Raw genomic sequence first — 23,404 nt, 5'->3', positions numbered from 1 at the left:
CCAGTCCGAAGCAAAGGTGCCGACGGTAGCCGGCGAGTCTTCGCAGGTGGACTGGATCACCGCCTTCGCGGGGACGACGAAATAGGGGAACCCCGTCTTCCCAACGGACTGTCTCGCTCATGAGCCCCCGGCAACCCGACCATCACCTCGTCCACAAGAGCCGCGCCGCCATCGCCAAGGGGTCGAAGAGCTTCGCGCTCGCGTCGTCGCTGTTCGACCGCGAGACGCGCGAGCGGGCGTGGCTGCTCTATGCCTGGTGCCGGCACTGCGACGATGTCATCGACGCGCAGATCGGCGGGCACGGCCATGTCGAGCCGACCGACGATATCGACACGCGGCTGGCCAATATCGAAGGCCTGACCCGCCGCGCCATCGCGGGCGAGGAGACCGGCGACTGGCCGTTCGATGCGCTGGGGCAGGTGACGAAGGCGACGCGAATGCCGGCGCGCTATCCGCTGGAGCTGATCGCTGGCTTCGCGATGGACGCGCGCGACCGTACCTATCGCTCGTTCGAGGACACGCTCGACTATTGCTACCATGTCGCCGGCGTCGTCGGGGTGATGATGGCGATCGTGATGGGTGTCGACCCCGACGACCGGCCGACGCTCGACCGCGCGTCCGACCTCGGCATCGCCTTCCAGCTCAACAACATCGTCCGCGACATCCATGACGATGCCCGCATCGGCCGCTGCTATCTGCCCGACGACTGGCTGACCGCGGCCGATATCCCGCCGGGCGAGTTCGACAAACCGATGTTCGCCCGCGAACTCGCCGACGTGGTCGCGCGCATGGTGGGGGAGGCGGAGCGCTATGCGCTGTCGGCGCGCTACGGCACACCGGCGCTGTCCTTCCGCTCGGCCTGGGCGGTGCTGTCGGCGGCGGACATCTATGCCGGGATCGGCCGCGAGGTCAGGCACCTCGGCCCCGACGCCTGGCGCACGCGCGTCTCGACCCCGAAGGCGGCGAAGCTGGCGGCGGTGGCGAAGGCCTTGCCCCAGGCCATGGCGCGGCACGGGCTCTACGCCGATCCTACCGCGCGCGACGGGCTGTGGACGATGCCCTGAGGCGGACCTGTTCGTTGGCCGCCAGTTCGGCCTTCAGCCGGCGCACCGGCGGGGCATAGAGGAAGCCGAACGACACGGTGCCGTGCTTGGTCTCGGCGGCATGGTGGAGGCGGTGGGCCTGCACGATACGGCGCATGTAGGCGCCTTTCGGTCGCCAGCCATGCTTCAGCCGGCGGTGCACGATGATGTCGTGGAAGCCGAAATAGATCATGCCGTAGGCGGCGATGCCGGCGCCGACCCAGGCGACGGCGGGCGGGAAGCCGCCTTGGGTGCCCATGAAGATCAGCGCCACCGACGGCAGCGCGAAGATCACCGCGAACCAGTCGTTCGCCTCGAACCAGCCGTCGCGCGGGCGGTGGTGCGATTCGTGCAGCACCCACAGGAAGCCGTGCATCACCCAGCGGTGCATCGCATAGGCGAACACCTCCATCGCGGCGATGGTGACGATCAGGATCAGGAGGCCGGTGCCGAGGCTCATCGGGGCGATATAGCGCGCTTCCCTTTGCCATGCACCGGGCGTAGCGAAGCGGCATGACCGCGCGTCGGCAGACGATCACCAGCGTGACGCTCGCGGCGATGATCCTCGCCGCGTGGGCGACGCTGCATGTGGGCGGGATCTTTTTCTACCCACTGCCGGGCAATGTCGCATTGGTCGTGGCGGCGGTGCTGGCGCAGACTTGGCTGTCGGCGGGGCTGTTCATCGTGATGCACGATTGCATCCACGGCAGCTTCGCGCCGGGACGGCCGCGGCTCAATGCGGCGGTGGGCATGGTGTGCGCGGCGCTCTACGCCTGCTTCGGCTATCGCGGGCTGGCGGCGAACCATCATCTGCATCATCGCTTTCCGGGCACCGCCGACGACCCCGACTTCGACGCGCGCGACCCGCGGGCGTTCGTGCGCTGGTATGTGCATTTCTTCAGCGGCTATTACACGCACGGGCAGTTGCTGCGGATCACCGTGGCGGCGGTCGCCTACCTGCTGCTCGGGGCGTCGCTGCTCAACATCGTCGTGTTCTGGGCGGTGCCGGCGCTGCTATCGTCGGTGCAGCTGTTCCTGTTCGGCACCTGGCTGCCGCATCGCCACGACGACCGCGCCTTCGCCGACCATCACAATGCGCGCAGCAACGGGTTCGGCTGGGGCGGGTCGCTGGTCACCTGCTTCCACTTCGGCGGCTTCCACCATGAGCATCACCTCCACCCGGCGCTGCCGTGGTGGGCGCTGCCTCAGGCGAGGAAGCGCGCGCTGTAGCTGCTGAACCGCTCGCGGATGGCGTCGGCGTTCAGGCCGAAGTCGGCGAGGTCGTAGCGGTGCGCGGCGTGGCGATTCTCGCGGGTGAGATAGGTTTCCATTGCCGGGAGCGCCGGTTCAAGATCGAGGCCGAGAAAGGCATAGACGCGCCGGATCGTGCCGCGCCAGTCGCGGTTCATCTCGTCGAACGTCAGGTCGAGTTGCCGGGCGGCAGGCAATGCCGCACGCACTGCCAGCGTCTTCTCGATGCGATGCGCGGTCTTGTGCAGCCATTCGGCGCCGACCCAGTGCGCATCGACCTCGTCGCTCTGCACCACCATCTGGTGCCACGCGAGTGACGCCGCCGAGCCGACGACACTGGCCGGGTCGCGGTGCGTGAAGATCAGCCGGGCGTCGGGGAAGACAGCGAGCAGCGCAGGCAGGTCCTGCATGTGCTGCGGCGTCTTCAGCAGCCACGGCGTTGCCGGATTGTCACCGCGCCGCCAGCCGGTCAGGCGCAGCAGGTCGGCCATGTGGCGGTAGGCAGGAGTTGCGTCCTGCGCCTCGCACCAGCGCGCGTAGCCGGGCACCCGACGCTGCGCCTCGATCTGCGCGCCCCACGCGCTGTTCTCGAGCAGGCCGAGTTCCTCGTCGGCCTGGTGCGGGCCGGTCGGGTGGACGGCGGCGTTGGCGGGATTGATCCAGTTGATCGCTTTCAGCCCGAACGCCGTTTGCAGCGCGCGGGTATCGCGTCCGCGCGGCGGTACCGGGCACATCGCTTCGTAGAGCCGCAGATGCGCGAAGCGGTCATCGGTGGCGAGCAGGCGGTGGAGGCGGGTGGTGCCGGAACGCATCGGCCCGACGATCACCACCGGCGCGGGCAGGGGGCGCTCGCGGATGTCGGGATGGGCCGTGAACCACGCCTGCGCCCTTAGCCGCTCCTTTAGCATTTTCAGCAGCGAGCCGTGCGCGATCAGCCGGCCCATCGCATTGAGCCGCGCCTCCTCGCGCAGCGCCGGCAGCAGCACGCGCAGCGGGCCGCGGAACCATGGGTCGCCGAAATCGCAAAGACCGGTCGCCTGCATCGCCTGCCGGTCGAGCGTCTCTTCCAGCAAATCGGGCGGGGGCAGCCAGCGCTTGTCCCAGAGTTTGGGAAGCGCCGCATTGGCGTGCCGCACCAGGGTGGGGCGGTAGGCGGTGGCGGGTGGCAGCGGCATCGCCGGCATTTCTAGCGAGACGCCGCCCGCCCGTCAGCCTGCGTTCAGGCGGCGGGGCTAAAGCTCGTGGGTATGAAGCACCGTAACTGGATCCTGCCGCTGGCGCTCGTCGCCGTCATCGCCGCCTGCGCGCGACCTGAGCATCGCATCGCGCAGCGGCTGATGGATTATGGCTTCGACCGCTCGACCGCAACCTGTGTCGGCGACGAGCTGGAGGACCGGCTGTCGAACCGGCAGCTGAAGACGCTGGCTGATCTGGTGACGGGCCTGTCGCGCGACGGGCGCGATCTGCGCAAGATGACGGTGCGCGAACTGGCGGAGCATGTGCGCCGGAGCGGCGATCCGGAGTTGCTTGGCGTGCTGACGCGCGCCGGGATCGGCTGCGCCGTCCTCGGCTAGCGATAGCCTCCTAGAGGAAGCTGAACATCCCGCGCAGGCGCGAGTGCAGCGGCGGCTTCGGGCGGCGGTAGCCGCTCCGCATCGCCCAGCCCATGAAGCGCATGTACAGACACTGGTCCACGGAAAACTCCCCTCACCGTGTGCTTTGGAAGCCTAGACCATGAGTCGGTTAAAATGGTGTGACAGCCATCTTACCGCCGACTCTGCGAGCGCTTCTGCGCCCGCGCGGCCTTGGCCTTGCCGAAGCGTGTCGTATGCGTACCCGGAGTTCCACTGATCGAGCGACCCTTGATCGGTGCCCTGTGCTGTTCGGTCGGTAGGCCGAGTTCGTCATTCTCCAGACGGCGGATTTCGTCGCGGATGCGCGCCGCTTCCTCGAACTCGAGGTTGGACGCGGCCTTCTTCATCCGCTCCTCGAGGTCGGCGACATAGGCCTTGAGGTTGTGGCCGACGAGGTGCGGCGTGTCGGTATCGCCGAGATCGACGGTGAGGTGGTCGCGCTCGGACACGTCGGCGAGCACGTCGGAGATGTTCTTCTTCACCGACTGCGGCGTGATGCCGTGCGCCTCGTTATAGGCGAGCTGCTTTTCGCGGCGCCGGCCGGTTTCGGCAAGCGCGCGCTCCATGCTCCCCGTCGTGCGGTCGGCATAGAGGATGACGCGGCCATCGACGTTGCGCGCGGCGCGGCCGATGGTCTGGATCAGCGAGGTTTCCGAACGCAGGAAGCCTTCCTTGTCGGCGTCGAGAATGGCGACCAGTCCGCATTCGGGAATGTCGAGTCCCTCGCGCAGCAGGTTGATGCCGACCAGCACGTCATAGACGCCGAGCCGCAGGTCGCGGATCAGCTCGATGCGCTCCAGGGTCTCGACGTCGGAATGCATGTAGCGGACCTTGAGGCCCGCTTCGTGCAGGAACTCGGTCAAATCCTCGGCCATGCGCTTGGTGAGCGTGGTGACGAGCGTACGATAGCCCTTTTTGACGGTTTCCTTCGCCTCGTGGATCAGGTCGTCGACCTGGTCCTCGATCGGGCGGATCTCGACCACGGGGTCGATGAGGCCGGTGGGGCGGATGACCTGCTCGACGAACACGCCGCCGGTCTGCTCCAGCTCCCAGCTCTGCGGGGTGGCCGAGACATAGACCGTCTGCGGCCGCATCGCGTTCCACTCCTCGAAGCGCAGCGGGCGATTGTCGATCGCCGACGGCAGGCGGAAGCCATGCTCGGCGAGCGTTTGCTTGCGGCGGTGGTCGCCGCGCGACATGCCGTTGACCTGGCCGACGGTGACATGGCTCTCGTCGACGAACAGCACGGCGTTTTCGGGGAGATATTCGAACAGCGTGGGCGGCGGCTCGCCCGGCAGGCGGCCGGTGAGGAAGCGACTGTAATTCTCGATGCCCGCGCAGGCGCCCGTCGCGGCGATCATCTCGAGGTCGAAGTTGGTGCGCTGCTCAAGGCGCTGCGCCTCCAATAGCCGGCCCTCGGACACCAATTCCTTCAGCCGCTCCGCCAGTTCGTGCTTGATCGCTTCGGTGGCCTGCTTGAGCGTCGGCCCCGGCGTCACATAGTGCGAGTTGGCGTAGATTTTCACATAGTCGAGGTTCGCGACCTTGTTGCCGGTCAGCGGATCGAACTCGGTGATCGATTCGATCTCGTCGCCGAAGAAGACGATCCGCCAGGCGGTATCCTCATAGTGCGACGGGAACAGCTCTATGGTGTCGCCGCGCACCCGGAAGGCGCCGCGCGCGAAATTGGTGTCGTTGCGCTTGTACTGAAGCGCGACGAGCTTCCTAACGATCTCGCGCGCGTCGTGGGTGTCGCCCTTCTTCAGGCTGAAGGTCATTGCCGAATAGGTCTCGACCGACCCGATGCCGTAGAGGCAGGACACCGAGGCGACGATCAGAACGTCGTCGCGTTCGAGCAGCGCCCGGGTCGCCGAGTGGCGCATCCGGTCGATCGCCTCATTCACCGACGATTCTTTCTCGATGTAGGTGTCGGTGCGCGGGACGTAGGCCTCCGGCTGGTAATAGTCGTAATAGCTAACGAAATATTCGACGGCGTTGTTCGGGAAGAAGCTCTTGAACTCGCCGTAGAGCTGCGCCGCGAGGATCTTGTTGGGCGCCAGCACCAGTGCCGGCCGCTGCACCGCCTCGATCACCTTCGCCATGGTGAAGGTCTTGCCCGAGCCGGTGACGCCCAGGAGCACCTGGTCGCGCTCGCCGGCGTCGGCCTGGCTGACCAGTTCGGCGATCGCCGCCGGCTGGTCGCCCGCCGGCGAATAGTCTGACACCAGCTCGAACGCCTTGCCGCCTTCCGACTTGTCGGGCCGGGCCGGGCGGTGCGGAACGAAGACCTGCCCGCCTTCGGGCTCGTCGAGATTGGTACGGATTTGAATCGCCATGCGCTCAATATGGCGACTGGACACGATTTGTTCCAGCGCTAGCATCGGCTTTCGACAAAGCAAATTTCGGGGAGGTTCAGATGATCGGTTACGTGCTGCTGGGGACCAACGACAACGACCGCGCCAACGCCTTCTACGACAAGCTGTTCGCTGTCACGGGCAGCAAGCGGGTCATGGAGTTTCCGGGCTGCACCGTCTGGGGCCGCGATGCCGAATCGGCACCGCACCTTGGCGTGACCACGCCCTACAATCAGGAGCGGGCGACGGCGGGCAACGGCACGATGGTGGCGCTGCACGTCGACAGCCGGGCGCTGGTCGATGCGATTCACGCCAAGGCGATCTCGCTCGGCGGGCAGGACGAAGGCGCGCCGGGCGTGCGAGGCGACGAGGGGCCAGGTGCCTTCTACGCCGCCTATTTCCGCGACCCTGACGGTAACAAGCTCTGCGCGTTCCGGATCGGCGGGGCGGTGGGCTGAGTCGCTAGCCTTCGTCGGCGACGGGGGTTGCCAGCACCATCAGCGAGCAGCCCCCCAGCACCTTGGCGCACAGGTCGGTATTGTAGCTGAACAGCAGTTTGTGCGGCCAGCGGCGCAGCTTCATCTTCCAGCCCTGCGGCGGCGGATGCATGATCGCGTGCGTGTGGAACGCCCGGTCGATGCGGTAACCGCTCTCCGCGATCGTCGCCTTGGCCGTCGGGGTGGTGAAATAATGGATGTGGCCGACCGTCCGGCGCGCTTCCATCGGCCACTCGTTGATCAGCGACCGGATCGAGATGTCGAGCGGGACGTGGAAGACGAACGCCTTCGCCAGTCGCCGGATACCGGCAATGAAGCCGAGGTAGTCGGGCACATGCTCGAAGACATCCATCACGATGGCAAGGTCGTAGAGCGGCGCGGCGTCATCCTCGAGCGCGCTGCCGTTGATGAAGCGCAGGTGCGGGTTGCTGCGCGCCTCGGCGACGGCGAAGGCCGGAGCGGCGATCTCGTAGCCGGTGAACTCGACCTCCTGCGACATCATCGACTGCAGGTTGGCGAGCACGCCACCCGTACCGCAGCCGATGTCGACGACGGAGTGTGGCGCAAGCCCGGCGCCGCCGATCAGCGACAGGATGTGGCGGGCCTTCCAGCGCGCATCATCCTCATGCCAGTTGCCCGTCTGCGCCAGATACTGGCCGTCGGTATACCGAACGTCGATGTCCATTCGCCCCTCTTCACGACGGTCAGGCGGCATCTATGGCAGTGCGCTGGTTGACGCACAATCGCTAAGGAAGTGCCGGAATTTCCATCCGCTCGCCGGGCTCCAACGCGACGAAGCGGCCCGATGCGATCCCTGCCTCTCGGAGCGCGTGCGCGAGGTCCTCGCGCGGGGCGTCAATAGCTTCGTCGGTGAGCTGCCAGACGCCCCAGTGGATGCCGACGGCGGTTTCGGCGCGCAGGTCGGCGAAGGACTGGACGGCCTCGGCCGGGTTCATGTGCTGCGGCTTCATGAACCAGCGCGGCTCATAGGCGCCGACCGGCAGCAGCGCGAGGCGATAGGGGCCGCGCGCGGCGCCGGTGGCGGTGAAGGCGTCGCTGTAGCCGCAGTCGCCGGCGAAATAGAGATTGCCGCCCGGCGTCGTCACGGTGAAGCCGCCCCAGAGCGCGCGGTTGCGGTCGTAATTCCAGCGGGTGGACCAATGCTGCACGCGCTCGACGGTGACGCTCACGCCGTCGCGCACGGTGACGCTCTCGCCCCAGTCGCGCGCAACGGAGTCGATGCCGTGCCGTTTCAGCAGGGTTTCGTTGCCCAAGGGGGTAACGATCAGCGGCCGGTCGCGCGCCCAGAGCTTCTTCAGCGTGTCGAGGTCCAGGTGGTCGTAATGGTTGTGGCTGACGAGGATGATGTCGATCTTCGGCAGGTCTTCAAGGCGCACGCCCGGCGCGCGGACGCGCTTCGGGCCGAGCGAGCTGAACGGGCTGACCCGCGCCGCCCAGACCGGATCGGTGAGGATATTGAGCCCGGCGGTCTGCACCAGCACCGTCGCGTGGCCGACGGCTGTCGCGACCATCGCATCGCCCTCGACACGCGCGGCGGGCTTGGCGGGCGTGACCGGGACGGTCGCCGGCCATTCTGCGCGGTCGGCGGTCATCCGCCAGCGCAGCACGTCGCTTAGGCCTCGCACGACATCGGCAGCGCCCGGATTGACGAAGCGCTGGCCGTTGTAGTGATCGCTGACCGGCCCGCTATAGTAGCGGCTGTCGAGCAGCCGGGGGAGCAGCAGGATGATCGCCACGAAGACGACGATCGCGATTGCCAGTCCGGTCATCCACCGCCTCGCCCGTTGCTTCATCCTGCCACTGTGGGTGGCCGGCGCGCTGGTCGCAAGCGGTTGTGCGCCGAGGGTCGCGGGTGGCGACCCGCTGCAGGCGCTGGTGGACGGGCAGCCCGGCGTGAGCCCCGGCCTGCCAGGGCTTGCCGCCGTCGTCGTCGATCGTACCGGCGAGGTGCGCGCTGAGGCGCGGGGGCTGGCGGTGATCGATCCGGCGCGGGCGATGACGGTGGACACGCCGGTGCGCGTCGCCTCGGTGTCGAAGGTCATGACGACGCTCGCCGTGCTGCGGCTGGTCGAGGAAGGGCGGCTCGATCTCGACCGCGACGTCTCCGACTATCTCGGCTGGCGGTTCCGAAACCCCGCGCACCCCGACGCGCCGATCAGCCTGCGGCTGCTGCTGTCGCATCGGTCGAGCCTGCTCGACGACGGCGGCTATTTCTTCCCGCTCGGCGCGACGGTGCAGGGGTCGCTGTCGGCCAAGAGCTGGCATGCGGCGCCGCCGGGGGCGGTGTTCAGCTACACCAACCTCAACTTCGGCGTCGCGGCGACGGTGATGGAGAAGGTGACCGGCGAGCGCTTCGACCGGCTGGTCGGGCGGCTGGTGACCGGGCCGCTGAAGCTCGACGCCTGCTTCAACTGGTCGGGCTGTTCGGACGCCGCGCTGGCGCGCGCCGGGGCGCTCTACCGCAAGAGTGCCGACGAGGAGAAATGGACGCCGAGCCCCGACTGGGTGGTGCAGGTCGATGATCTGAAGGGAAAGCCGCCGGCCTGCCTCGTGCGGCTGCCGACGCCTGACGCGGCCTGCGACGTCGCCAGCTATCGGCCCGGCGACAATGGCACCCTGTTCAGCCCGCAGGGCGGCCTGCGCATTTCGATGCGTGACCTCGGGCGGGTGGCGCGGTTGCTGCTCAATGAGGGCGAGCTCGACGGTGTCCGGCTGCTGAAGGCGGAGACGGTGCGGGCGATGCTCACCCCCGTCTGGCGCGACGGGCAGGGGGCGACCGGCGAGAGCTATGGCGGGCTGATGCGCTGCTACGGCCAGTCGGTGCAGTGCATGGTGGGGAGGGGCGACCAGCCGGTGGCCGGCGATCCGCGCTGGCTCGGTCATATGGGCGACGCCTATGGGCTATGGAGCGGTCTCTGGATCGACCCGGCGCGGGGGCGCGGCTACGTCTATGCGGTCACCGGCACTGCCGCCAATCCGGCGGACTATCCCGGCAAGCGATCCAACTTCCGCGCCTATGAAGAAGCGTTGCTGGATGAGCTGATTCGTTAACCTTCGTAAGCGATAAGGACCCTCGAACCGCCGATGTTGGGCGGGGTTGCGTGACGAGGCGGGAATGTTGTGGGGGCGTTTCAAGGCGGGGCCGCTGGCCGCCGCTCTTCTCTTGGCCGGCTGCATGAGCAGCGACGGCGCCGCGATGCGCGACGGTCATGTGACCGCGCCGCCCGCCGGCTGGCTGGGCTTTTGCGAGCGCAATTCGGGCGATCCCTATTGCCGCCCCGTCGACATCACCACCGCCCGCTTCAACGAACTGCAGCGCATTCACAGCGAAGTCCGCGCGCTCGGCAAACAGGCCGACGCGCCTGGCACAGACATCTGGACGGTCTCGACCAGCGAGGCCGGCGACTGCGAAGATCATGCGCTGACCGTGCGCGCCAAGCTGCTGGCGGCCGGCTGGCCGCCGCGGTCGCTGCGCCTCGCGACCGGCTGGACCGAGAAAGGCATCTACCATGCCGTGCTGACCATCGACGGCCGCCGCGGCGGCGCGCTGGTGACCTATGTGATCGACAGCCGCTATGCGGCCGTCCACCACTGGCAGGATCTCGACTATCGCTGGGACCGGCGGCAGGCCGCGGGCCAGCCCTTCTGGATCACCGTCGCCTGACGCAAGATGTTTAGAAGAAGCGCTCCGGCACCCGGATGATGTCGCCCGGCATGATCACCGTGTTCTTGTCCGCTTCCTGCTCTTCCTTCGCCGGGTCGTTGGCGCGGATCACCAGCACGCGGCTCTGCTTGGCGCGGTAGGTATAGCCGCCGGCCAGCGCCACCGCGTTGAGCACGGTCATGCCGCTGACGTAGGGATATTTCCCCGGCTCCTTGACCTCGCCAAGAACGTAGAACGGCCGGTAGTTGAGCACCTCGATCGCGACGCTCGGGTTGAGGAGGTAACCCTCCTTCAGCTTGTTCTCGATCGCCCTGGTGATCTCGGCGATGGTCTTGCCGCCGGCGTCGATCAGCCCGATCAGCTTCAGCGCCAGCGTGCCTGAGCCGTCGACTTCATATTCGCCCGAAAGGGTATCTTCATTGTAGACGGTGATACGCAGCTTGTCGCCCGACCCGAGCCGGTAGGCGCCGCTGTCCGCGGTAGCGGCCGGCGTGGCCGATTCCGCAGCCTGCGCCAACGGCGCGGCCAGCAGAACGCACAGCGAAAAAAGCAGCGAGACGATACGCGCCATTGCCTGAAGCCCCTCACTCACACTAGGCGTCGGCTGACCCACCCGAGCCGAACGCGGTGCACTGATATCATGTTGAAGGCGCTGTTGCAGCAGTTTTGGCCGTCCGCCGGCAAGCGCGAATATGCGCTGCCAGCCGGCGTGCGTGTCTATGCGATCGGCGACATCCACGGCCGGCTCGACAAGCTCCGCGACATGGAGACGCAGATCGCCGCGCATCTCGCGGCACATGGCGCGGCGCCCGAGACCTTCGTCGTGCTGCTCGGCGACTATGTCGATCGCGGCCCTGAATCGCGCAGCGTGATCGACCATCTGCTCGGCGGCAACTTCGCCGGCCTGCCGACGCGGCGCCTGCTCGGCAACCATGAAGCGGCGCTGCTGACCTTCCTCGACGACCCGTCGATCGGCCCGGCCTGGCTCGCCTATGGCGGCATGGCGACGCTTGCCAGCTATGGCGTGTCGCTGCCGTCGGTGCCGGTTGATGACCGGATGGAATATCTGCGCCAGGCGTTGATCGCGCAGCTGCCGCCGGCACATCTCGAATTTCTTCAATCGCTTGAGCTGACCGTGCAGGTGGGCGACTATCTCTTCGTTCACGCCGGCGTTCGCCCCGGCCGAACGCTCGAGCAACAGTCGCGCAGCGACCTGCTGGAAATCCGCGAACCTTTCCTCGGCCACCGCAGGCCGCTGCCGTGGCGGGTCGTGCATGGACACACCGTTTCCGACGCGGCGGAAGTGCTGCCGAGCCGGATCGGGCTCGATACCGGCGCCTATGCGAGCGGGCGGCTGACCGCCGCGGTGATCGAGGGCGCGTCCGTCGAGATTCTTGTCGCCTGACGAACCGGCGAAAAGCCGCGACGAACCGGCAAAAGCGCTGGACCGGACGCGGCTCTTCTGCCAACACAACGAGAGAGGGGCTTGTCGCGTTTACTGTCTGCCCCCGTGCGTGTTTCGCGTTCGCGAATCTGCAACGGACGATGTGGGAACCTTCAGGGGGTTCCGGGGCGGCGACATTGCATCCCGTCATTCATGTCTCCCGTCGTTTGCCGCGAATGCTCGCCGATCGGTCGATCGGTTTGTGGGGGTCCGCTTACCGTTGAGTGTGCGTCTTGCGTGCCAGGCATCCGTCTGGCGCGATGCAGCTTTCTTTTGACCTGCGGGGGTTGAGGATGCGGTTCGGACTTCTGCTGCGCTCGGCGGCAACGATTGCGATGATGACTTCGGTGGCGCCGGTGTTGGCGCAGGTCGAGGAGAAGACCCGGCTCGAGGAAAATCGCGAGAATGACACGCAAAGCTCCGAGCTGGAGCAGGTGGGTGGCCGCGTCGGCGCCTTCCGCGTGCTGCCGCGCATCGAGGCGGGCCTGCTGTTCGACGACAACGTCTACGCGACCGACGGCGGCGAGCGCTCCGACACCATCTATCGTGTCGCGCCGTCGCTGCTGCTTACCGCCGACACCAGCCGCTACCGCTGGGATGTGCGCGCCGGCGTCGAGTTCCTCGAGTTCGACAAGTTCGACGACGAGAGCCGCACCAACTACGGCGCGGGCACGACCTTCCGCACCGAAGTCGTGCGCGACACCCGGCTGAGCGGCCGTCTCAGCTATGATGTCGATCATGAGGATCGCGGCAGCCCGAACGCGCTGACCTCGAATTCCGAGCCGGTGAAGTACAAGACGTTCGACACCGGCCTCGGCTTCGAGCGCGATGTCAGTCGTATTCTGTTCGGCGTCGACGGCGGCTACCGGAAGCTCAACTTCGACGACGTCGAGCGCAACAACGGCACGATCGACAACAATGACGACCGTGACCGCAGCCTTGCGCAGGTTGGCGGCAAGATCGGCTATGAATTCTCGCCGGGCTACGACTTCCTGGTTCGTGCGTCGTACGACAGCATCAACTATGATGAGGCGAGCGACGACCTCGGCTTCGATCGCGACAGCAAGGGCTTCCGCATTACCGGCGGCATCGGCTTCGAGCTGACCCGGCTGCTGACCGGCGAGATCTTCGCGGGCTACCTCAATCGCAATTATGACGACGCCCGCTTCCAGACGACGAAGGACGCGATCTTCGGCGCCGGCCTCATCTGGTCGCCGACCGAGCTGACCACCGTCCGGATCAACCTCGATCGCTCGATCGAGGAGACGGTGTTCCCGGGCTATACCGGCTATCTCAACACCTCGAGCAGCGTGCGGGTGACGCACGAGCTGACCCGTCAGCTCACGCTGAACGGCGGGGTGAATTATTCGAAGAACAAATATGAGCGCAGCATCGGCAGCACGGCCGCGGCGCGCAGCGACGACAATTACGGCGCGCAGGCGAGCCTCCGCTATCAGCTCAACCGCCTGCTCTACACGTCGGCCGGTTATGAATGGATCAGCCGGGAATCGAACCTCCCGGCCAGCGACTACGGCCGCAACAAGTTCCTGATCACCCTCGGCGCTCAGTTCTGAGCGTCGAGGCCCTGTAGTGTTGAGTATTTATGGCCACCATTGCCGCTGCCCCGCCCGCGCCCCTTGTTGATCGGCCAGATCCGGGGCTCGACCTCGGCGCGCTGATCGGGATTCTCCGCCGCCGATGGCAGCTGATCGGCGCGATCACGCTGAGCGTCGTCCTGTTGGCGACGCTGACGGTGTACCAGCTGACGCCGCGCTATGCCGCCATGTCGGCGGTGGCGGTGCAGACCCAGAAAACGCAGGTCGTCGATATCCAGGATGTCGTCTCCGACATGGCGCCCGATACGGCGACGATGGAGACGCAGGCGTCGATCCTGCGGTCGAGCGCTCTGATGGGCAAGCTGATCGACCGGCTGAAGCTCGACCAGGATCCCGAGTTTAATCCGGCAGTCGAGGCCGCGCAGGGAAATTTCGACCTGCTTAAGCCGGCGTCCTGGTTCGGCGAGCGCCAGCAGTACAAGGCGCCGGTCGAGCCGCTGGCGCGGGCGCGCGAACGGACCCGGATCACCCAGAGGGTCAGGAAAGCCATCGAAATCTCGGTGGTGCCGAGGTCGTACGTCGTTGAAATTCGTGCGATTTCAGAAGATCCTGAAAAGGCCGCGTCGATGGCGAACAGCCTCGCCGACCTCTACATCAGCGATCAGATCGAAGCGAAATATGAAGCGACGCGCCGCGCCTCGGGCTGGCTGGAGGAACGTGTCGCCGAACTGCGTGATCAGGCGGTTGCCGCCGATCGCGCCGTCGAACTCTATCGTATCCAGTACGGCCTCGTCGGCGGCGTCAGCGGCGGGGTCGACAGCCAGCAATTGTCCGAGATCAACTCGCAACTGATCCTCGCGCGGTCGGAACGGGCGGCGAAGGAAGCGCAGCTGTCGCAGGTACGGCAGCTCGTCGCCGGCGGCGGGGCCAATATCGAGACCTCGGGCGCCATCATCGACTCTCCGCTGATCCAGCGCCTGCGCGAGCAGGAAAGCGAGGTCGTGCGCAAGCTTGCCGAGCTGCAGGCGACCTATGGCGAGCGCCACCCGCGCATCATCAATGCCACCGCCGAACTGCGCGACCTGCGCAGCAAGATCGGTGACGAGGTTCGCAAGATCGCGGCATCGACGGCGAACGAGGTATCGGTGGCCCGCGCCCGCGAAGGCGCGCTGTCGAGCAGCCTTTCGGGCCTGCGCGGCCGGGTCGGCGCCAGCGGGCAGGCGGAGGTTCGCCTGCGCGAGCTGCAGCGCGAGGCAGATTCGACGAAGACGCTCTACGAGACCTTCCTCAACCGCTACAAGGAAACGCGCGAGCAGGTTGATGTGCAGACGGCGGATGCGCGCATCATCGCGCCGGCCGATGTGCCGGTGAATGCCGCATACCCGCGCAAGACGCTGACCGTCGGCCTGGCGCTGCTGGTCGGCCTCATCGCAGGCGCGGCGCTCGCTTTCGCGCTTGAGAAGCTCGACAATACGGTGCGCGGCGCCGACCTCGTCGAGCGGATCGGTGGCGGTTCGGTGCTGACCTTCGTGCCGATCGTCAGCGGCAAATATGAAAACCCCGAGGATGTGATCATCGAGCGGCCGCAATCGATGGTCGCTGAATCGATCCGAACCCTGCAGGGTGCGCTCAGCCTCATCGATGTCGACGATCCGCCGAAGGTCATCATGCTGACCTCGTCGGTGCCGGCGGAGGGCAAGACCTTCATCAGCACCAGCCTTGCCCGCGTGTTCGCGCAGTCGGGCAAGAAGGTCATCCTCGTCGACGCCGACATGCGCCACCCGCGCCTCCACAAGGCGCTCGAGCTGAGCAATGAGGCGGGCCTCGTTCAGGTGCTGAGCGGCAAGGGGCAGCTCGCCGATGTCATTCGCAAGGACCCCAAAACCGAAGTGCAGGTGCTGACCGCCGGCGTTGGCGCGCCCAACCCGGCCGATTTGCTGCGGTCTCAGCGGATGGAGCAGCTGCTCGGGCTGCTGCGCGAACATTACGACCTGGTGATCGTCGATACGCCGCCGTTCGTGCCGATGACCGACAGCCAGAATGTCGCGCGCCTCGTCGATGCGATGCTGCTGGTCGTTCGCTGGGGCGAAACGCCGGCACAGGTGGTCACCAACACGCTGCGCCAGGTGCGCAAGCTCGGCGTACCGTTCACCGGCACCGTGCTGAGCCAGGTCGATATGGATCGCCACGCCCAGTACGGCTACGGCGACTACGGTTACCATTATTCGAAGTATGGCGCATATTATGGCGCCAAGGCCTGACCGCGTCGCACTGATCGTCGGCATTGCCGGTCTCGCGCTTACCGCGCTCAGCGCCGCTTCGCTGACGGCCGCCATTCTTGCGCTCCCCGGTGAAGCCACGCTGGAAGCGGTACGCAGCCGCGAGGCCGTGCGGCGCGACGACGTGCTGAGCGCCGCCAACGGCAGCCGGCGCGCCGCCAACTGGTTCGAACGCTGTCGCCACGATACGAATGCCGCGCTGGCGCTCACGACGACCGGCGCCGACCCGCGCGAGATCAAGCCGCTGGTCGAGCGCACGCTGGCGCGCTGCCCGACATCCCCGTTCAACTGGCTGCGGCTGGCGTTGCTTCGCGCGGGCGAGGGGGACGGCGGCGGCGCACGGGCGGCATGGCGGATGTCGGTGCTGACCGGCGCGCATGAGCCGCGCCTCAACGCGCAGCAACTGGCCGTCGGCGTTTCGCTGCATGTGCCGGGGGACCGAGAGCATGAGGATCTGCTCGCCCAGCAGGTCCGCGCGGTCGCCCGTGTCGATGTGATGGGGCTGGTCGCGGTCGCGCGCCAGACCGGGGCAGTGCCCTTTGTGCGCTACATCCTGCGCGGCGATCCCGCACTCGACGATTTCGATCGGGCGGTGGCCGGCTGATGGCGGCGATGGTGCGTCCGCTGCTGCTCGCACTGCTGGTGCTGGCGCCCTTGCCGTTCGGTGCCAACCGGCCGTTCGCCTGGAGCCTGATCGCGCTGCTGGCCGGCCTGATGCTGGTGGCGCGCGCGCGGGCGCTTCAAGACGGCGCTTCGCTTACGTGGCATCGCGCGCTCTGGGTGCCGTTCGGGATCGCCGGGGCGGTGACGCTGTGGGCGGTGGTGCAGACCTTCGTGCCGGCCGGCGCCGCCGACCCGCTGTGGGTCTCAGCACAAACGGCGCTGGGCGCTCCGGTCTTTCCGCGGCTCGGTTTCGCGCCCGATGCGGCGCTGACCGGCATCCTGCGCTGGCTGAGCTATATTGGCGTCTTCTGGCTGGCGCTCCAGCTCAGTCGCGATTCCGACCGGGCTTGGGCGCTGCTGCGCTGGCTGGCCTGGGCGTCGATCGCCTATGCGGCCTACGGCCTCATCACCTATCTGTCCGGCAACGACTGGCTGCTGTGGTTCCCGCGGTGGGCCTATCATGACGATCTGACGTCGACCTTCGTCAACCGCAACAGCTATGCCACCTATGCGGCGATCGGCGTGTTGATCTGCGCGACGCTGGCGATCCGCGCCTTTCGCACCAAATATCGGCTGTCGGATCGGTCGATGGCCCGCTCGCAACGCCTGGTCGACGCCTTCATCGGCAGCTCGCTGGCCTATACGCTCGCCGCGCTGTTGGTGGCGATGGCGTGGCTGCAGACGCATTCGCGCATGGGCTTTGCCGCCGGCGCGACCGGCATGCTCGCCTTCCTGCTGCTGGCGCGCGGCATGTCCGCCGGCGCCCGTGCGCTGACGTTTGTCCTGCTGCTCGGCGTCGCCGGCTTCCTCATCGCGGTCAGCGGCGGCGGCACCATCGCACGCCTCGAGGCGACGCAGACCTTCGACCGCGCCGAACTGTTCGAACAGGTGATCCGCGGGATCGAGACCGCGCCGTGGACCGGCTATGGCCTTGGCAGTTTCCCGTCGCTCTTCCCGATGTTCCGCGCGCCGGGCTTTGCCAGCGGCCAGACCTTCCCGGAAGCGCACAACAGCTATCTGGAACTGGCCTTCGAACTCGGCATCCCGGCCGCCGTGGCGATCGTGGTCGCCTTCGTCTGGCTGACGGCGTTCAACCTGCGCGGCGCCCTGACCCGCCAGCGCGACGCCCTGATCCCGACGCTCGGCGTGGCGACGTCGGTGGTGGTCGGCGTCCACGCGATCACCGATTTCAGCGCACAAATGCCCGCGGTGGCGGTAACCTACGCGGCACTGCTGGGGATTGCGACGGCGCAGAGCTGGTCGTTGGCATCGACGCTTAGGCAATTGAAGCCAGCAAACCGCACCTGACGATCACTCAGACCGTTCAAGAGGACGACATGGTCAAATTCTTTCACAAGATTTCGCGCTCGGCGCTGGTCACGTCGCGTCAAGCTTTTCTAAGCGATTTTTGCCGGGGGAAATCAGTTCTTCATATCGGTTGTGTTGATTCGGGTCTAACAAAAGTTCGCTTCGAAAACGGTGAACTATTGCATGCTCAATTACTCAAAGTGTCGGCGCGAGTTGTAGGAGTGGACATCGACGAAGGCGGCATCGAGTTGATGAGGTCGTTTGGTATACGTGACCTTCACGTTGCGGACATCGAAAATGGTTTAAATTTAGACGAAAAATTCGATGTCGTTGTCGCAGGAGAAGTAATTGAACATCTATCCAATTCAGGCAAGCTCATTGAGAATTCTGCACAAATAATGAAGGATGATGGCGTTTTTATCATAACGGCGCCAAACGCGTTTTGTCTAACTACAATTATAAGATTATTTCGAGGAATAGAGACCGTACATGAGGATCATGTATCGTATTTTTCATATGCTACGATGAGGACATTTCTTTCAAGATACGGGCTATATATTGTTAATTTCGCATTTTATTCAGATATTACAAGAAAAAATGGATTAAAGAGAATAATGAAAGGAATCTATCATGTTGTGCTAAGTGTATTTCCGCAGTTCGGCGAGGGAATTGTCGTCGTATCTAGTCGGGTGGTTCGCACGGCGTGATTGAGTCGGGGCGCTCGTCGGCGATTTTACGGCTTTTGACCGTGCTCGGAATTACCGGTGGCGGGCAGGCCGGCGCTGCGGCTGGTGCGCTGGCACTGCTTTCATTGGTTGGCAGTGACGCTTTTCAGCGGATCGCGTCGGTAGAGTCTACACTTCTGCTTTTTCAGGCGTTCGCCTCGTTCGGTATTGCAACTGAGCTTAGTAGGTCGGCTGCGCAGTCGCGGGCTCCGAAGTATATCGAGGCTGTCCGATCCTGCTGCTGGACGGCAGCAGTTTTGTGTGCCGTGGTGAGCGTCGTGGGCCTGACACTCGGTGCCATCCCTCTTTCGGTCAGCATTGGCATTGGCCTTCTGCCAATGGCAATGATTGGCCCGGAGGCAATCCTCTACGGGCGAGGGAATGTGCTGGCCGCCGCGCTATCTAGCGCCGCTAGAGCGCTGCTGCCGATCGCGGCGGCACTGCTCTTCTCTTTTTGGCGGTCTGATGAAGCTAGCTTGCTAACGGCATTTTCGGCTGGCGCTATATTTGCGGGAGCCTTTTCAGCGCTCATCGGCCGGCATTACGGCTTGCGTGCTATACCGCACTTCTCGATTAGTGCTCTTCGGATCTATGGCAGGCTATTCCATGTGGGGCTTGGTGCAGCGGCGCAGAATCTGCTGCGCACATTCCCATTGTGGCTTGCTGTCGCAACGGTGGAACCTAGCGCAGCGAGCTATTTCTATATCTATTTTAAGGTCGTGGCTGTTTGTTATGGTGGACTAAGGTCAGTTTCGCAGGTCTTTTTTCCGCGCTTCTCGGATGCTGCTTTTGCGGCTCGAGCAAACGGGCTCTTGATGCTGGCTGTCCTCGCGTCTGCAGTAGGCGTGATCGCAGCCGGGACTTACTTTTCTTTGGGAGACGGGGAGATAATTTCGGCCATGATCGCCATGGTTGCGATGCTCCCAGCCGCAGCTACCGTTGGCTATCAAGTGCAGATAATACTGACACGGAGAGATCGAGTGTTTGGAGTGGTGAATGTCTTAGCTCTGCTCGCGGCGATATCGGCTGTGCTTCTGACATCTGTTCTTAAAGTCAGCGTATTTTACGCCTTGCTGGCCCTCGCGGTTATTGAGGCTGCACTGGCGGCAGCCTACCGTCACTTTAGTCTGCGTTCATTAATAAAATATGAACAATCATGAGAGGAAATTTTCTGCATGGCGAGGCTAGAGTGGCTGACATTGGGCCGCGCAGGTCGCGAGCGACTTACAGCGAAATAGTCGTATGGCAAATTCCAATGCTGGGTCTCGCTCTATCGAGCGCTTTTATTCGCGAAAGTCAGGGGTTATCTCAGCTCGTCGCGCTTACTCTCTTCTTTCCTGTGGTATTTTTTGGGAGAGGAAGTAGTTTAAGCGCGCCCCCTGGTGCCAAGGCATTCTTCTGTCTTTCTATTTTGATGGTATCTGCCTCTTATCTGGAAATGTTACCCAATCCTTGGGGGCATGTCCGTGACGAAAATATCGTATTGCGTCAGGCTTATCCTTTTTTGATTTTGCCAGTAGCCATTTATTTGTTTGCTATATATATTAATAAATTGATAGATATTAGAATATTACATTGGTCAATCCCGGTATTACTAATGGGGTTATTTGCGGAGTATTTTTTTTCAACGGGAATTGTGAGAACATATTACCATGAGGCTGGAGTATTTTACGGGCTGAGGAATAATATTTCGATATTGGGGGCTATATGTGCATACATCTACTTTGAAAGGTATAATTCAATGTGGATGGTATTTATTATATATTTGTCGGCAAATTTACTATCATTAGCAATGCAGAACATAATTCTTGGCGTCGCGTTATTTTTTATATTGATTACGAACTATCATAGATCAATATTTTTATATCTAGTCATTTTTTCAACTTTTGGTTTAATTTTGGCGTATGTTTTTTTTAAGCAAGCATATTATTATGATCCTAATACTGCGGCTAGGGCGATATGGGCCATCGATGGTTTGACGGCATGGCTAACCCAGGGACCTTTTGGTTTCGGATTCGGTGTTCCAGCGCTAAGGGGCTTGGTTTATAGTGGTGATCAATCGTTTGAAATGACTACTGGAATTCTTTCGCAGGATGTATCTTTTTTCTTGATTGGTCATCATAATAGTTTTGTTGGTGTTATTTATAGGATGGGAATATTTGGGATAATATTTTTTTATATTATGATCCGGGGAACAACTCCTCGATCCGCAAAAGAATCGGAGAAAATATTTTCCGCGCTCTCAGCTATACTATTTTTGGCAATGTTCCTGAATGTCGGCATTGAAAGTCCGACCTACACTTTGGGCTGCGCTTTTATTATCGCGCTTGCTACCGTCATTCGACATCGGCGAGCTGTGTGCGGCGACCGAGCTTGCGCGCTTTGATGGCTATCCCTAGACGGCGCAGTCGAAATGTGCAGAGAGTGCTGCTCCTCGTGCCGTTACCCCCGCCCCTGCATGGATCCGCCCAGGCATGCCAATCGGTCGTCGATCATTTGGCAGCGGCTTCACCTGATCGTGAATTTGAAATGCGCGTGGTGAATATAGCCGGTGCAAGAATTTTGTCAGACGTAGGGGTGTTCCGGGTCAGCAAGGCGATGCGCGTAGCTCTGTTGATCTTACGAGTTGCAGTTTTGACAATTTTCTGGAGACCTACCAAGGCTTACTTGGCTATGGCTGTTATCGGCCCTGGCCTGATTAAGGATATCGCGTTAGGAATTGTAACTAGATTCACTCGTGTTCCGTTGATTGTTCATCTTCATGGTAGAGGGCTCGCGGCATACGCAGATCGGCCGATACTGGGAAGCTTGCTCAAATGGCTTTTCAAAGGGCAGACAGTAATCGTGTTGGCAGAGCCTTTGGCGCGCGACATTGAGGCGTTCGCCCGATCGACTTCGGTTGCGGTTGTCCCAAACGGTGCTAACGATTTTGCAAGCAAGCGTAAATCCCGACCCAGTGGCGCTGTGCGAGTTCTCTTTCTGTCTAACCTCGTGGAAGCCAAAGGGCCGCTATTGTTACTGGAGGCGGCACAAATCCTGCGTGAACGCGAATGCGTGTTCGAGGTATGTTTTGCAGGAGCGCCAGCAAGTGATGGCATGTTTCATGACCGATTTCTGGAAGCGCTAGCTAGAGAGCCATGGTCAACTCTGGCGAGGTACGTCGGCCCAGCATATGGAAAGCTAAAGCAAGAATTGCTTGATGCGGCGGATATCTTCGTTCTCCCCTCACAGAACGAAGGTTTCCCGCTCAGCATCCTTGAAGCCATGAGCGCCGGACTGGTGATTGTGTCTACAAGCGAAGGCGCTATTCCGGAAATGCTCGCCGACAACGCCGGAGTGCTCATACGGGAACGGTCTGCAGTTGCGCTAGCCGATGCTCTGGAGGAGCTAATCCGTTCGCCGAATCTTCGAGAGGCGTTTGGTACGCGGGCTCGTAAGCGATACGAGGACAGATATCAGCTTGAGAAGTTCCAGGAGCGCGTGGCAGACATACTAGTCGGCAATGCGCGTACCCGATAAGTCATGCCTTATGCGGTTGTCAGGCTGGCAGCGTTCGGCTCTCGGCGCTATGTGTCTGGTCAATATTGGCAAGCTGTCGCCTACGTTTCGTGACGCAAGTGCGTTGGGTCGCCACTTTGCCGAGGTCTGGAATAAAAGCGGATTCATCGACGACTACCAGCGAGCGGCTCTTGTGGCTGGGCTTGCGTGTGCGTCGTTGGCCGACCACTATCGTTCTGCTGGTCCAATAACACTCAACCACTTCACCGACCTCCCCCCCCTCTCCAAAGATATCGTCATCCGCAATCCCGCGGCTTTCCGCACCGGCATCGGCCCGCATGAAATCGTTACAACCGGCGGCTCCACCGGTGAAACGCTGACTCTCTACATGCATCGTCGCCGCAAGGGCGCCGAATGGTATTGGATGAGCCGGATCTGGGCCGAGGTGGGGTTTGATCGGCGGCGGTCGGTGCGGGCGGTGTTGCGCAATCATGTGCTGCGCGGGCGGATGGCGGTGTTTCCGATCACCAAGGAAATCGCCTTCGACAACTTCAATCTCGACGATGCCTATATCGACGAATTCTCGGCATTCATCGAGGCGAACGGCATCGAGTATCTCCACGCCTATCCCAGCGCGGCGGCGGCCGTCGGGCTGCGATGGGCGACGAAGGGCAACCGGCCGCGCTCGCTGAAGGCGGTGCTGTGCGGCAGCGAGTTCGTCTATCCCGCGCATCGCGCACTCATCGAGGGCGAGCTGGGGCTGCGCCTGCTCAGTTGGTACGGTCATTCGGAGAAGCTTGCGCTGGCCGGCGAATATTCCGACTGCCGCAACTATCACGCCAATCCCTTCTATGGGCTGACCGAGTTTCTCGACCCCGACATGAACAAGGCGGTGGAACCGGGGCAGGTCGGCGAGATCGTCGCGACCGGGTTTATCAATCCGTCGATGGCGCTCCTGCGATATCGCACCGGCGACATGGCCGAATTCCTCGGTGAAACCTGCCCGGATTGTGGACGGCTGGGGCGTGCGTTCCGGATGAAGAGCGGCCGCGCCGGCGAATGGATTCATCGCCGCGACGGCAGCCGGGTCAGCACCACCGCGCTTAACCTGCACGACAGCCAGCTGGCGAATGTGAGCCATCTGCAGCTGTTTCAGCCGGTCGCCGGCGAGGTCGACGTGCTGGTCGTGCCGCGCGCCGAGGTGTCGGCGGCAATGCTTCGCGAGATCGAACACGCCATGCGCGCGCGCCTCGGCGCCGACATGCTGGTCCGGGTGCGCCCGGTCGATGCGCCGCAACTCGGGCGCAACGGCAAGGCGCAGCTTCTCGTCCGGCAGTTTGAGGCGTAGGATGGCCGGCGCTTGGGGGAGCAGGTCGGCGCGAAGCGGCGCGACGGTAGTGGACAGGACACGGGCTGCGCATCCTTTGG

22 protein-coding genes are annotated in these 23,404 nt (G+C 63.6%); 16 read left to right on the top strand and 6 right to left on the bottom strand.

The features are described 5' to 3' along the window. The first annotated feature begins 119 nt into the window (after nucleotides 1–119). Nucleotides 120–1,064 (top strand): phytoene/squalene synthase family protein, encoded by a 945-nt coding sequence (locus ACFOMD_RS15785; protein ID WP_380863092.1) that lies wholly within the window; start codon nucleotides 120–122, stop codon nucleotides 1,062–1,064. Here the strand turns inward: ACFOMD_RS15785 and ACFOMD_RS15780 are convergent. Continuing rightward, on the bottom strand, nucleotides 1,030–1,542 hold the full coding sequence (locus tag ACFOMD_RS15780; RefSeq protein ID WP_380863090.1) for a sterol desaturase family protein: 513 nt from the start codon (nucleotides 1,540–1,542) through the stop codon (nucleotides 1,030–1,032). The genes ACFOMD_RS15785 and ACFOMD_RS15780 overlap by 35 nt on opposite strands. A 53-nt stretch (nucleotides 1,543–1,595) precedes the next feature. Between ACFOMD_RS15780 and ACFOMD_RS15775 the strand changes: the two genes are divergently transcribed. Beyond that, nucleotides 1,596–2,312 carry a fatty acid desaturase gene (locus ACFOMD_RS15775; protein ID WP_380863088.1) on the top strand — a complete coding sequence of 239 codons (717 nt, stop codon included), beginning with the start codon at nucleotides 1,596–1,598 and terminating at the stop codon, nucleotides 2,310–2,312. Here ACFOMD_RS15775 and ACFOMD_RS15770 read toward each other — a convergent pair. Then, a complete protein-coding gene (locus tag ACFOMD_RS15770; RefSeq protein WP_380863086.1) occupies nucleotides 2,288–3,508 on the bottom strand; it encodes a sulfotransferase family protein in 1,221 nt (406 codons plus the stop codon). The two genes, ACFOMD_RS15775 and ACFOMD_RS15770, sit on opposite strands and share 25 nt — an antisense overlap. A gap of 72 nt (nucleotides 3,509–3,580) precedes the next feature. On the opposite strand from ACFOMD_RS15770, the gene ACFOMD_RS15765 reads away from it, so the two are divergent. After that, nucleotides 3,581–3,907, top strand: coding sequence for a hypothetical protein (locus ACFOMD_RS15765; RefSeq protein ID WP_380863084.1), 327 nt, complete (start codon nucleotides 3,581–3,583; stop codon nucleotides 3,905–3,907). A gap of 191 nt (nucleotides 3,908–4,098) precedes the next feature. On the opposite strand, the gene uvrB is transcribed toward ACFOMD_RS15765, so the two are convergent. Next, nucleotides 4,099–6,303, bottom strand: a complete 2,205-nt coding sequence (uvrB, locus tag ACFOMD_RS15760; RefSeq protein WP_380863082.1) for an excinuclease ABC subunit UvrB — start codon at nucleotides 6,301–6,303, stop codon at nucleotides 4,099–4,101. An 80-nt stretch (nucleotides 6,304–6,383) separates the two neighbouring features. Here uvrB and ACFOMD_RS15755 point away from each other — a divergent pair, with 80 nt between their 5' ends. After that, a complete protein-coding gene (locus ACFOMD_RS15755; protein ID WP_380863080.1) occupies nucleotides 6,384–6,779 on the top strand; it encodes a VOC family protein in 396 nt (131 codons plus the stop codon). 4 nt (nucleotides 6,780–6,783) lie between these two features. Here the strand turns inward: ACFOMD_RS15755 and ACFOMD_RS15750 are convergent, their stop codons facing one another. Both ACFOMD_RS15750 and ACFOMD_RS15745 read right to left on the bottom strand, forming a co-directional pair. Next, the gene (locus ACFOMD_RS15750; protein WP_380863078.1) at nucleotides 6,784–7,503 is read right to left on the bottom strand and encodes a class I SAM-dependent methyltransferase; all 720 of its coding nucleotides are present in this window, start codon (nucleotides 7,501–7,503) and stop codon (nucleotides 6,784–6,786) included. A gap of 61 nt (nucleotides 7,504–7,564) precedes the next feature. After that, the gene (locus ACFOMD_RS15745) at nucleotides 7,565–8,608 is read right to left on the bottom strand and encodes an MBL fold metallo-hydrolase (protein WP_380863076.1); all 1,044 of its coding nucleotides are present in this window, start codon (nucleotides 8,606–8,608) and stop codon (nucleotides 7,565–7,567) included. On the opposite strand from ACFOMD_RS15745, the gene ACFOMD_RS15740 reads away from it, so the two are divergent. Together ACFOMD_RS15740 and ACFOMD_RS15735 are read left to right on the top strand one after the other, a co-directional pair. Next, nucleotides 8,565–9,890, top strand: coding sequence for a serine hydrolase domain-containing protein (locus ACFOMD_RS15740; RefSeq protein ID WP_380863074.1), 1,326 nt, complete (start codon nucleotides 8,565–8,567; stop codon nucleotides 9,888–9,890). The two genes, ACFOMD_RS15745 and ACFOMD_RS15740, sit on opposite strands and share 44 nt — an antisense overlap. A gap of 124 nt (nucleotides 9,891–10,014) precedes the next feature. Further along, a complete protein-coding gene (locus tag ACFOMD_RS15735) occupies nucleotides 10,015–10,503 on the top strand; it encodes a transglutaminase-like cysteine peptidase (protein ID WP_380863072.1) in 489 nt (162 codons plus the stop codon). Between the two features lie 10 nt (nucleotides 10,504–10,513). On the opposite strand, the gene ACFOMD_RS15730 is transcribed toward ACFOMD_RS15735, so the two are convergent. After that, nucleotides 10,514–11,074, bottom strand: a complete 561-nt coding sequence (locus ACFOMD_RS15730) for a polysaccharide biosynthesis/export family protein (protein WP_380863070.1) — start codon at nucleotides 11,072–11,074, stop codon at nucleotides 10,514–10,516. Between the two features lie 69 nt (nucleotides 11,075–11,143). Between ACFOMD_RS15730 and ACFOMD_RS15725 the strand changes: the two genes are divergently transcribed. From ACFOMD_RS15725 to ACFOMD_RS15680, 10 genes are all read left to right on the top strand, one after another. After that, entirely contained in the window at nucleotides 11,144–11,908 is a 765-nt protein-coding gene (locus ACFOMD_RS15725; RefSeq protein WP_380863068.1) for a metallophosphoesterase, read from the top strand. A 332-nt stretch (nucleotides 11,909–12,240) separates the two neighbouring features. After that, the gene (locus tag ACFOMD_RS15720) at nucleotides 12,241–13,521 is read left to right on the top strand and encodes an outer membrane beta-barrel protein (RefSeq protein ID WP_380863066.1); all 1,281 of its coding nucleotides are present in this window, start codon (nucleotides 12,241–12,243) and stop codon (nucleotides 13,519–13,521) included. A gap of 29 nt (nucleotides 13,522–13,550) precedes the next feature. Beyond that, the gene (locus ACFOMD_RS15715; protein WP_380863064.1) at nucleotides 13,551–15,764 is read left to right on the top strand and encodes a GumC family protein; all 2,214 of its coding nucleotides are present in this window, start codon (nucleotides 13,551–13,553) and stop codon (nucleotides 15,762–15,764) included. Continuing rightward, the gene (locus ACFOMD_RS15710) at nucleotides 15,748–16,386 is read left to right on the top strand and encodes a hypothetical protein (RefSeq protein WP_380863062.1); all 639 of its coding nucleotides are present in this window, start codon (nucleotides 15,748–15,750) and stop codon (nucleotides 16,384–16,386) included. The genes ACFOMD_RS15715 and ACFOMD_RS15710 overlap by 17 nt, the downstream gene beginning before the upstream one ends. Then, on the top strand, nucleotides 16,386–17,753 hold the full coding sequence (locus ACFOMD_RS15705) for an O-antigen ligase family protein (RefSeq protein ID WP_380863060.1): 1,368 nt from the start codon (nucleotides 16,386–16,388) through the stop codon (nucleotides 17,751–17,753). Before ACFOMD_RS15710 ends, ACFOMD_RS15705 begins: the two co-directional genes overlap by 1 nt. 29 nt (nucleotides 17,754–17,782) lie before the next feature. Then, nucleotides 17,783–18,460 (top strand): class I SAM-dependent methyltransferase, encoded by a 678-nt coding sequence (locus tag ACFOMD_RS15700; protein WP_380863058.1) that lies wholly within the window; start codon nucleotides 17,783–17,785, stop codon nucleotides 18,458–18,460. Between the two features lie 35 nt (nucleotides 18,461–18,495). Continuing rightward, the gene (locus ACFOMD_RS15695) at nucleotides 18,496–19,638 is read left to right on the top strand and encodes a hypothetical protein (protein ID WP_380863056.1); all 1,143 of its coding nucleotides are present in this window, start codon (nucleotides 18,496–18,498) and stop codon (nucleotides 19,636–19,638) included. A 29-nt stretch (nucleotides 19,639–19,667) separates the two neighbouring features. Next, nucleotides 19,668–20,864, top strand: coding sequence for a hypothetical protein (locus ACFOMD_RS15690; RefSeq protein ID WP_380863054.1), 1,197 nt, complete (start codon nucleotides 19,668–19,670; stop codon nucleotides 20,862–20,864). A gap of 38 nt (nucleotides 20,865–20,902) precedes the next feature. Continuing rightward, the gene (locus ACFOMD_RS15685; RefSeq protein ID WP_380863052.1) at nucleotides 20,903–21,997 is read left to right on the top strand and encodes a glycosyltransferase family 4 protein; all 1,095 of its coding nucleotides are present in this window, start codon (nucleotides 20,903–20,905) and stop codon (nucleotides 21,995–21,997) included. A gap of 10 nt (nucleotides 21,998–22,007) precedes the next feature. After that, nucleotides 22,008–23,324 carry a hypothetical protein gene (locus ACFOMD_RS15680; protein ID WP_380863050.1) on the top strand — a complete coding sequence of 439 codons (1,317 nt, stop codon included), beginning with the start codon at nucleotides 22,008–22,010 and terminating at the stop codon, nucleotides 23,322–23,324. Nucleotides 23,325–23,404 lie beyond the last annotated feature (80 nt).

The sequence above is a fragment of the Sphingoaurantiacus capsulatus genome (genome assembly GCF_042648405.1).
In the GTDB taxonomy this organism is placed as follows: Bacteria; Pseudomonadota; Alphaproteobacteria; order Sphingomonadales; family Sphingomonadaceae; genus Sphingoaurantiacus; species Sphingoaurantiacus capsulatus.
This window is presented reverse-complemented; position numbering and strand designations above follow the sequence as displayed.

What these genes read in the sequence shown, in the direction of transcription:
- ACFOMD_RS15785 (WP_380863092.1), top strand. Translation starts at nt 120, where the DNA reads ATGAGCCCCCGGCAACCCGACCATCACCTCGTCCACAAGAGCCGCGCC.
- ACFOMD_RS15780 (WP_380863090.1), bottom strand. Translation starts at nt 1,542, where the DNA reads ATGAGCCTCGGCACCGGCCTCCTGATCCTGATCGTCACCATCGCCGCG.
- ACFOMD_RS15775 (WP_380863088.1), top strand. Translation starts at nt 1,596, where the DNA reads ATGACCGCGCGTCGGCAGACGATCACCAGCGTGACGCTCGCGGCGATG.
- ACFOMD_RS15770 (WP_380863086.1), bottom strand. Translation starts at nt 3,508, where the DNA reads ATGCCGCTGCCACCCGCCACCGCCTACCGCCCCACCCTGGTGCGGCAC.
- ACFOMD_RS15765 (WP_380863084.1), top strand. Translation starts at nt 3,581, where the DNA reads ATGAAGCACCGTAACTGGATCCTGCCGCTGGCGCTCGTCGCCGTCATC.
- uvrB (WP_380863082.1), bottom strand. Translation starts at nt 6,303, where the DNA reads ATGGCGATTCAAATCCGTACCAATCTCGACGAGCCCGAAGGCGGGCAG.
- ACFOMD_RS15755 (WP_380863080.1), top strand. Translation starts at nt 6,384, where the DNA reads ATGATCGGTTACGTGCTGCTGGGGACCAACGACAACGACCGCGCCAAC.
- ACFOMD_RS15750 (WP_380863078.1), bottom strand. Translation starts at nt 7,503, where the DNA reads ATGGACATCGACGTTCGGTATACCGACGGCCAGTATCTGGCGCAGACG.
- ACFOMD_RS15740 (WP_380863074.1), top strand. Translation starts at nt 8,565, where the DNA reads ATGATCGCCACGAAGACGACGATCGCGATTGCCAGTCCGGTCATCCAC.
- ACFOMD_RS15745 (WP_380863076.1), bottom strand. Translation starts at nt 8,608, where the DNA reads ATGACCGGACTGGCAATCGCGATCGTCGTCTTCGTGGCGATCATCCTG.
- ACFOMD_RS15735 (WP_380863072.1), top strand. Translation starts at nt 10,015, where the DNA reads ATGAGCAGCGACGGCGCCGCGATGCGCGACGGTCATGTGACCGCGCCG.
- ACFOMD_RS15730 (WP_380863070.1), bottom strand. Translation starts at nt 11,074, where the DNA reads ATGGCGCGTATCGTCTCGCTGCTTTTTTCGCTGTGCGTTCTGCTGGCC.
- ACFOMD_RS15725 (WP_380863068.1), top strand. Translation starts at nt 11,144, where the DNA reads ATGTTGAAGGCGCTGTTGCAGCAGTTTTGGCCGTCCGCCGGCAAGCGC.
- ACFOMD_RS15720 (WP_380863066.1), top strand. Translation starts at nt 12,241, where the DNA reads ATGCGGTTCGGACTTCTGCTGCGCTCGGCGGCAACGATTGCGATGATG.
- ACFOMD_RS15715 (WP_380863064.1), top strand. Translation starts at nt 13,551, where the DNA reads ATGGCCACCATTGCCGCTGCCCCGCCCGCGCCCCTTGTTGATCGGCCA.
- ACFOMD_RS15710 (WP_380863062.1), top strand. Translation starts at nt 15,748, where the DNA reads ATGGCGCCAAGGCCTGACCGCGTCGCACTGATCGTCGGCATTGCCGGT.
- ACFOMD_RS15705 (WP_380863060.1), top strand. Translation starts at nt 16,386, where the DNA reads ATGGCGGCGATGGTGCGTCCGCTGCTGCTCGCACTGCTGGTGCTGGCG.
- ACFOMD_RS15700 (WP_380863058.1), top strand. Translation starts at nt 17,783, where the DNA reads ATGGTCAAATTCTTTCACAAGATTTCGCGCTCGGCGCTGGTCACGTCG.
- ACFOMD_RS15680 (WP_380863050.1), top strand. Translation starts at nt 22,008, where the DNA reads ATGCGGTTGTCAGGCTGGCAGCGTTCGGCTCTCGGCGCTATGTGTCTG.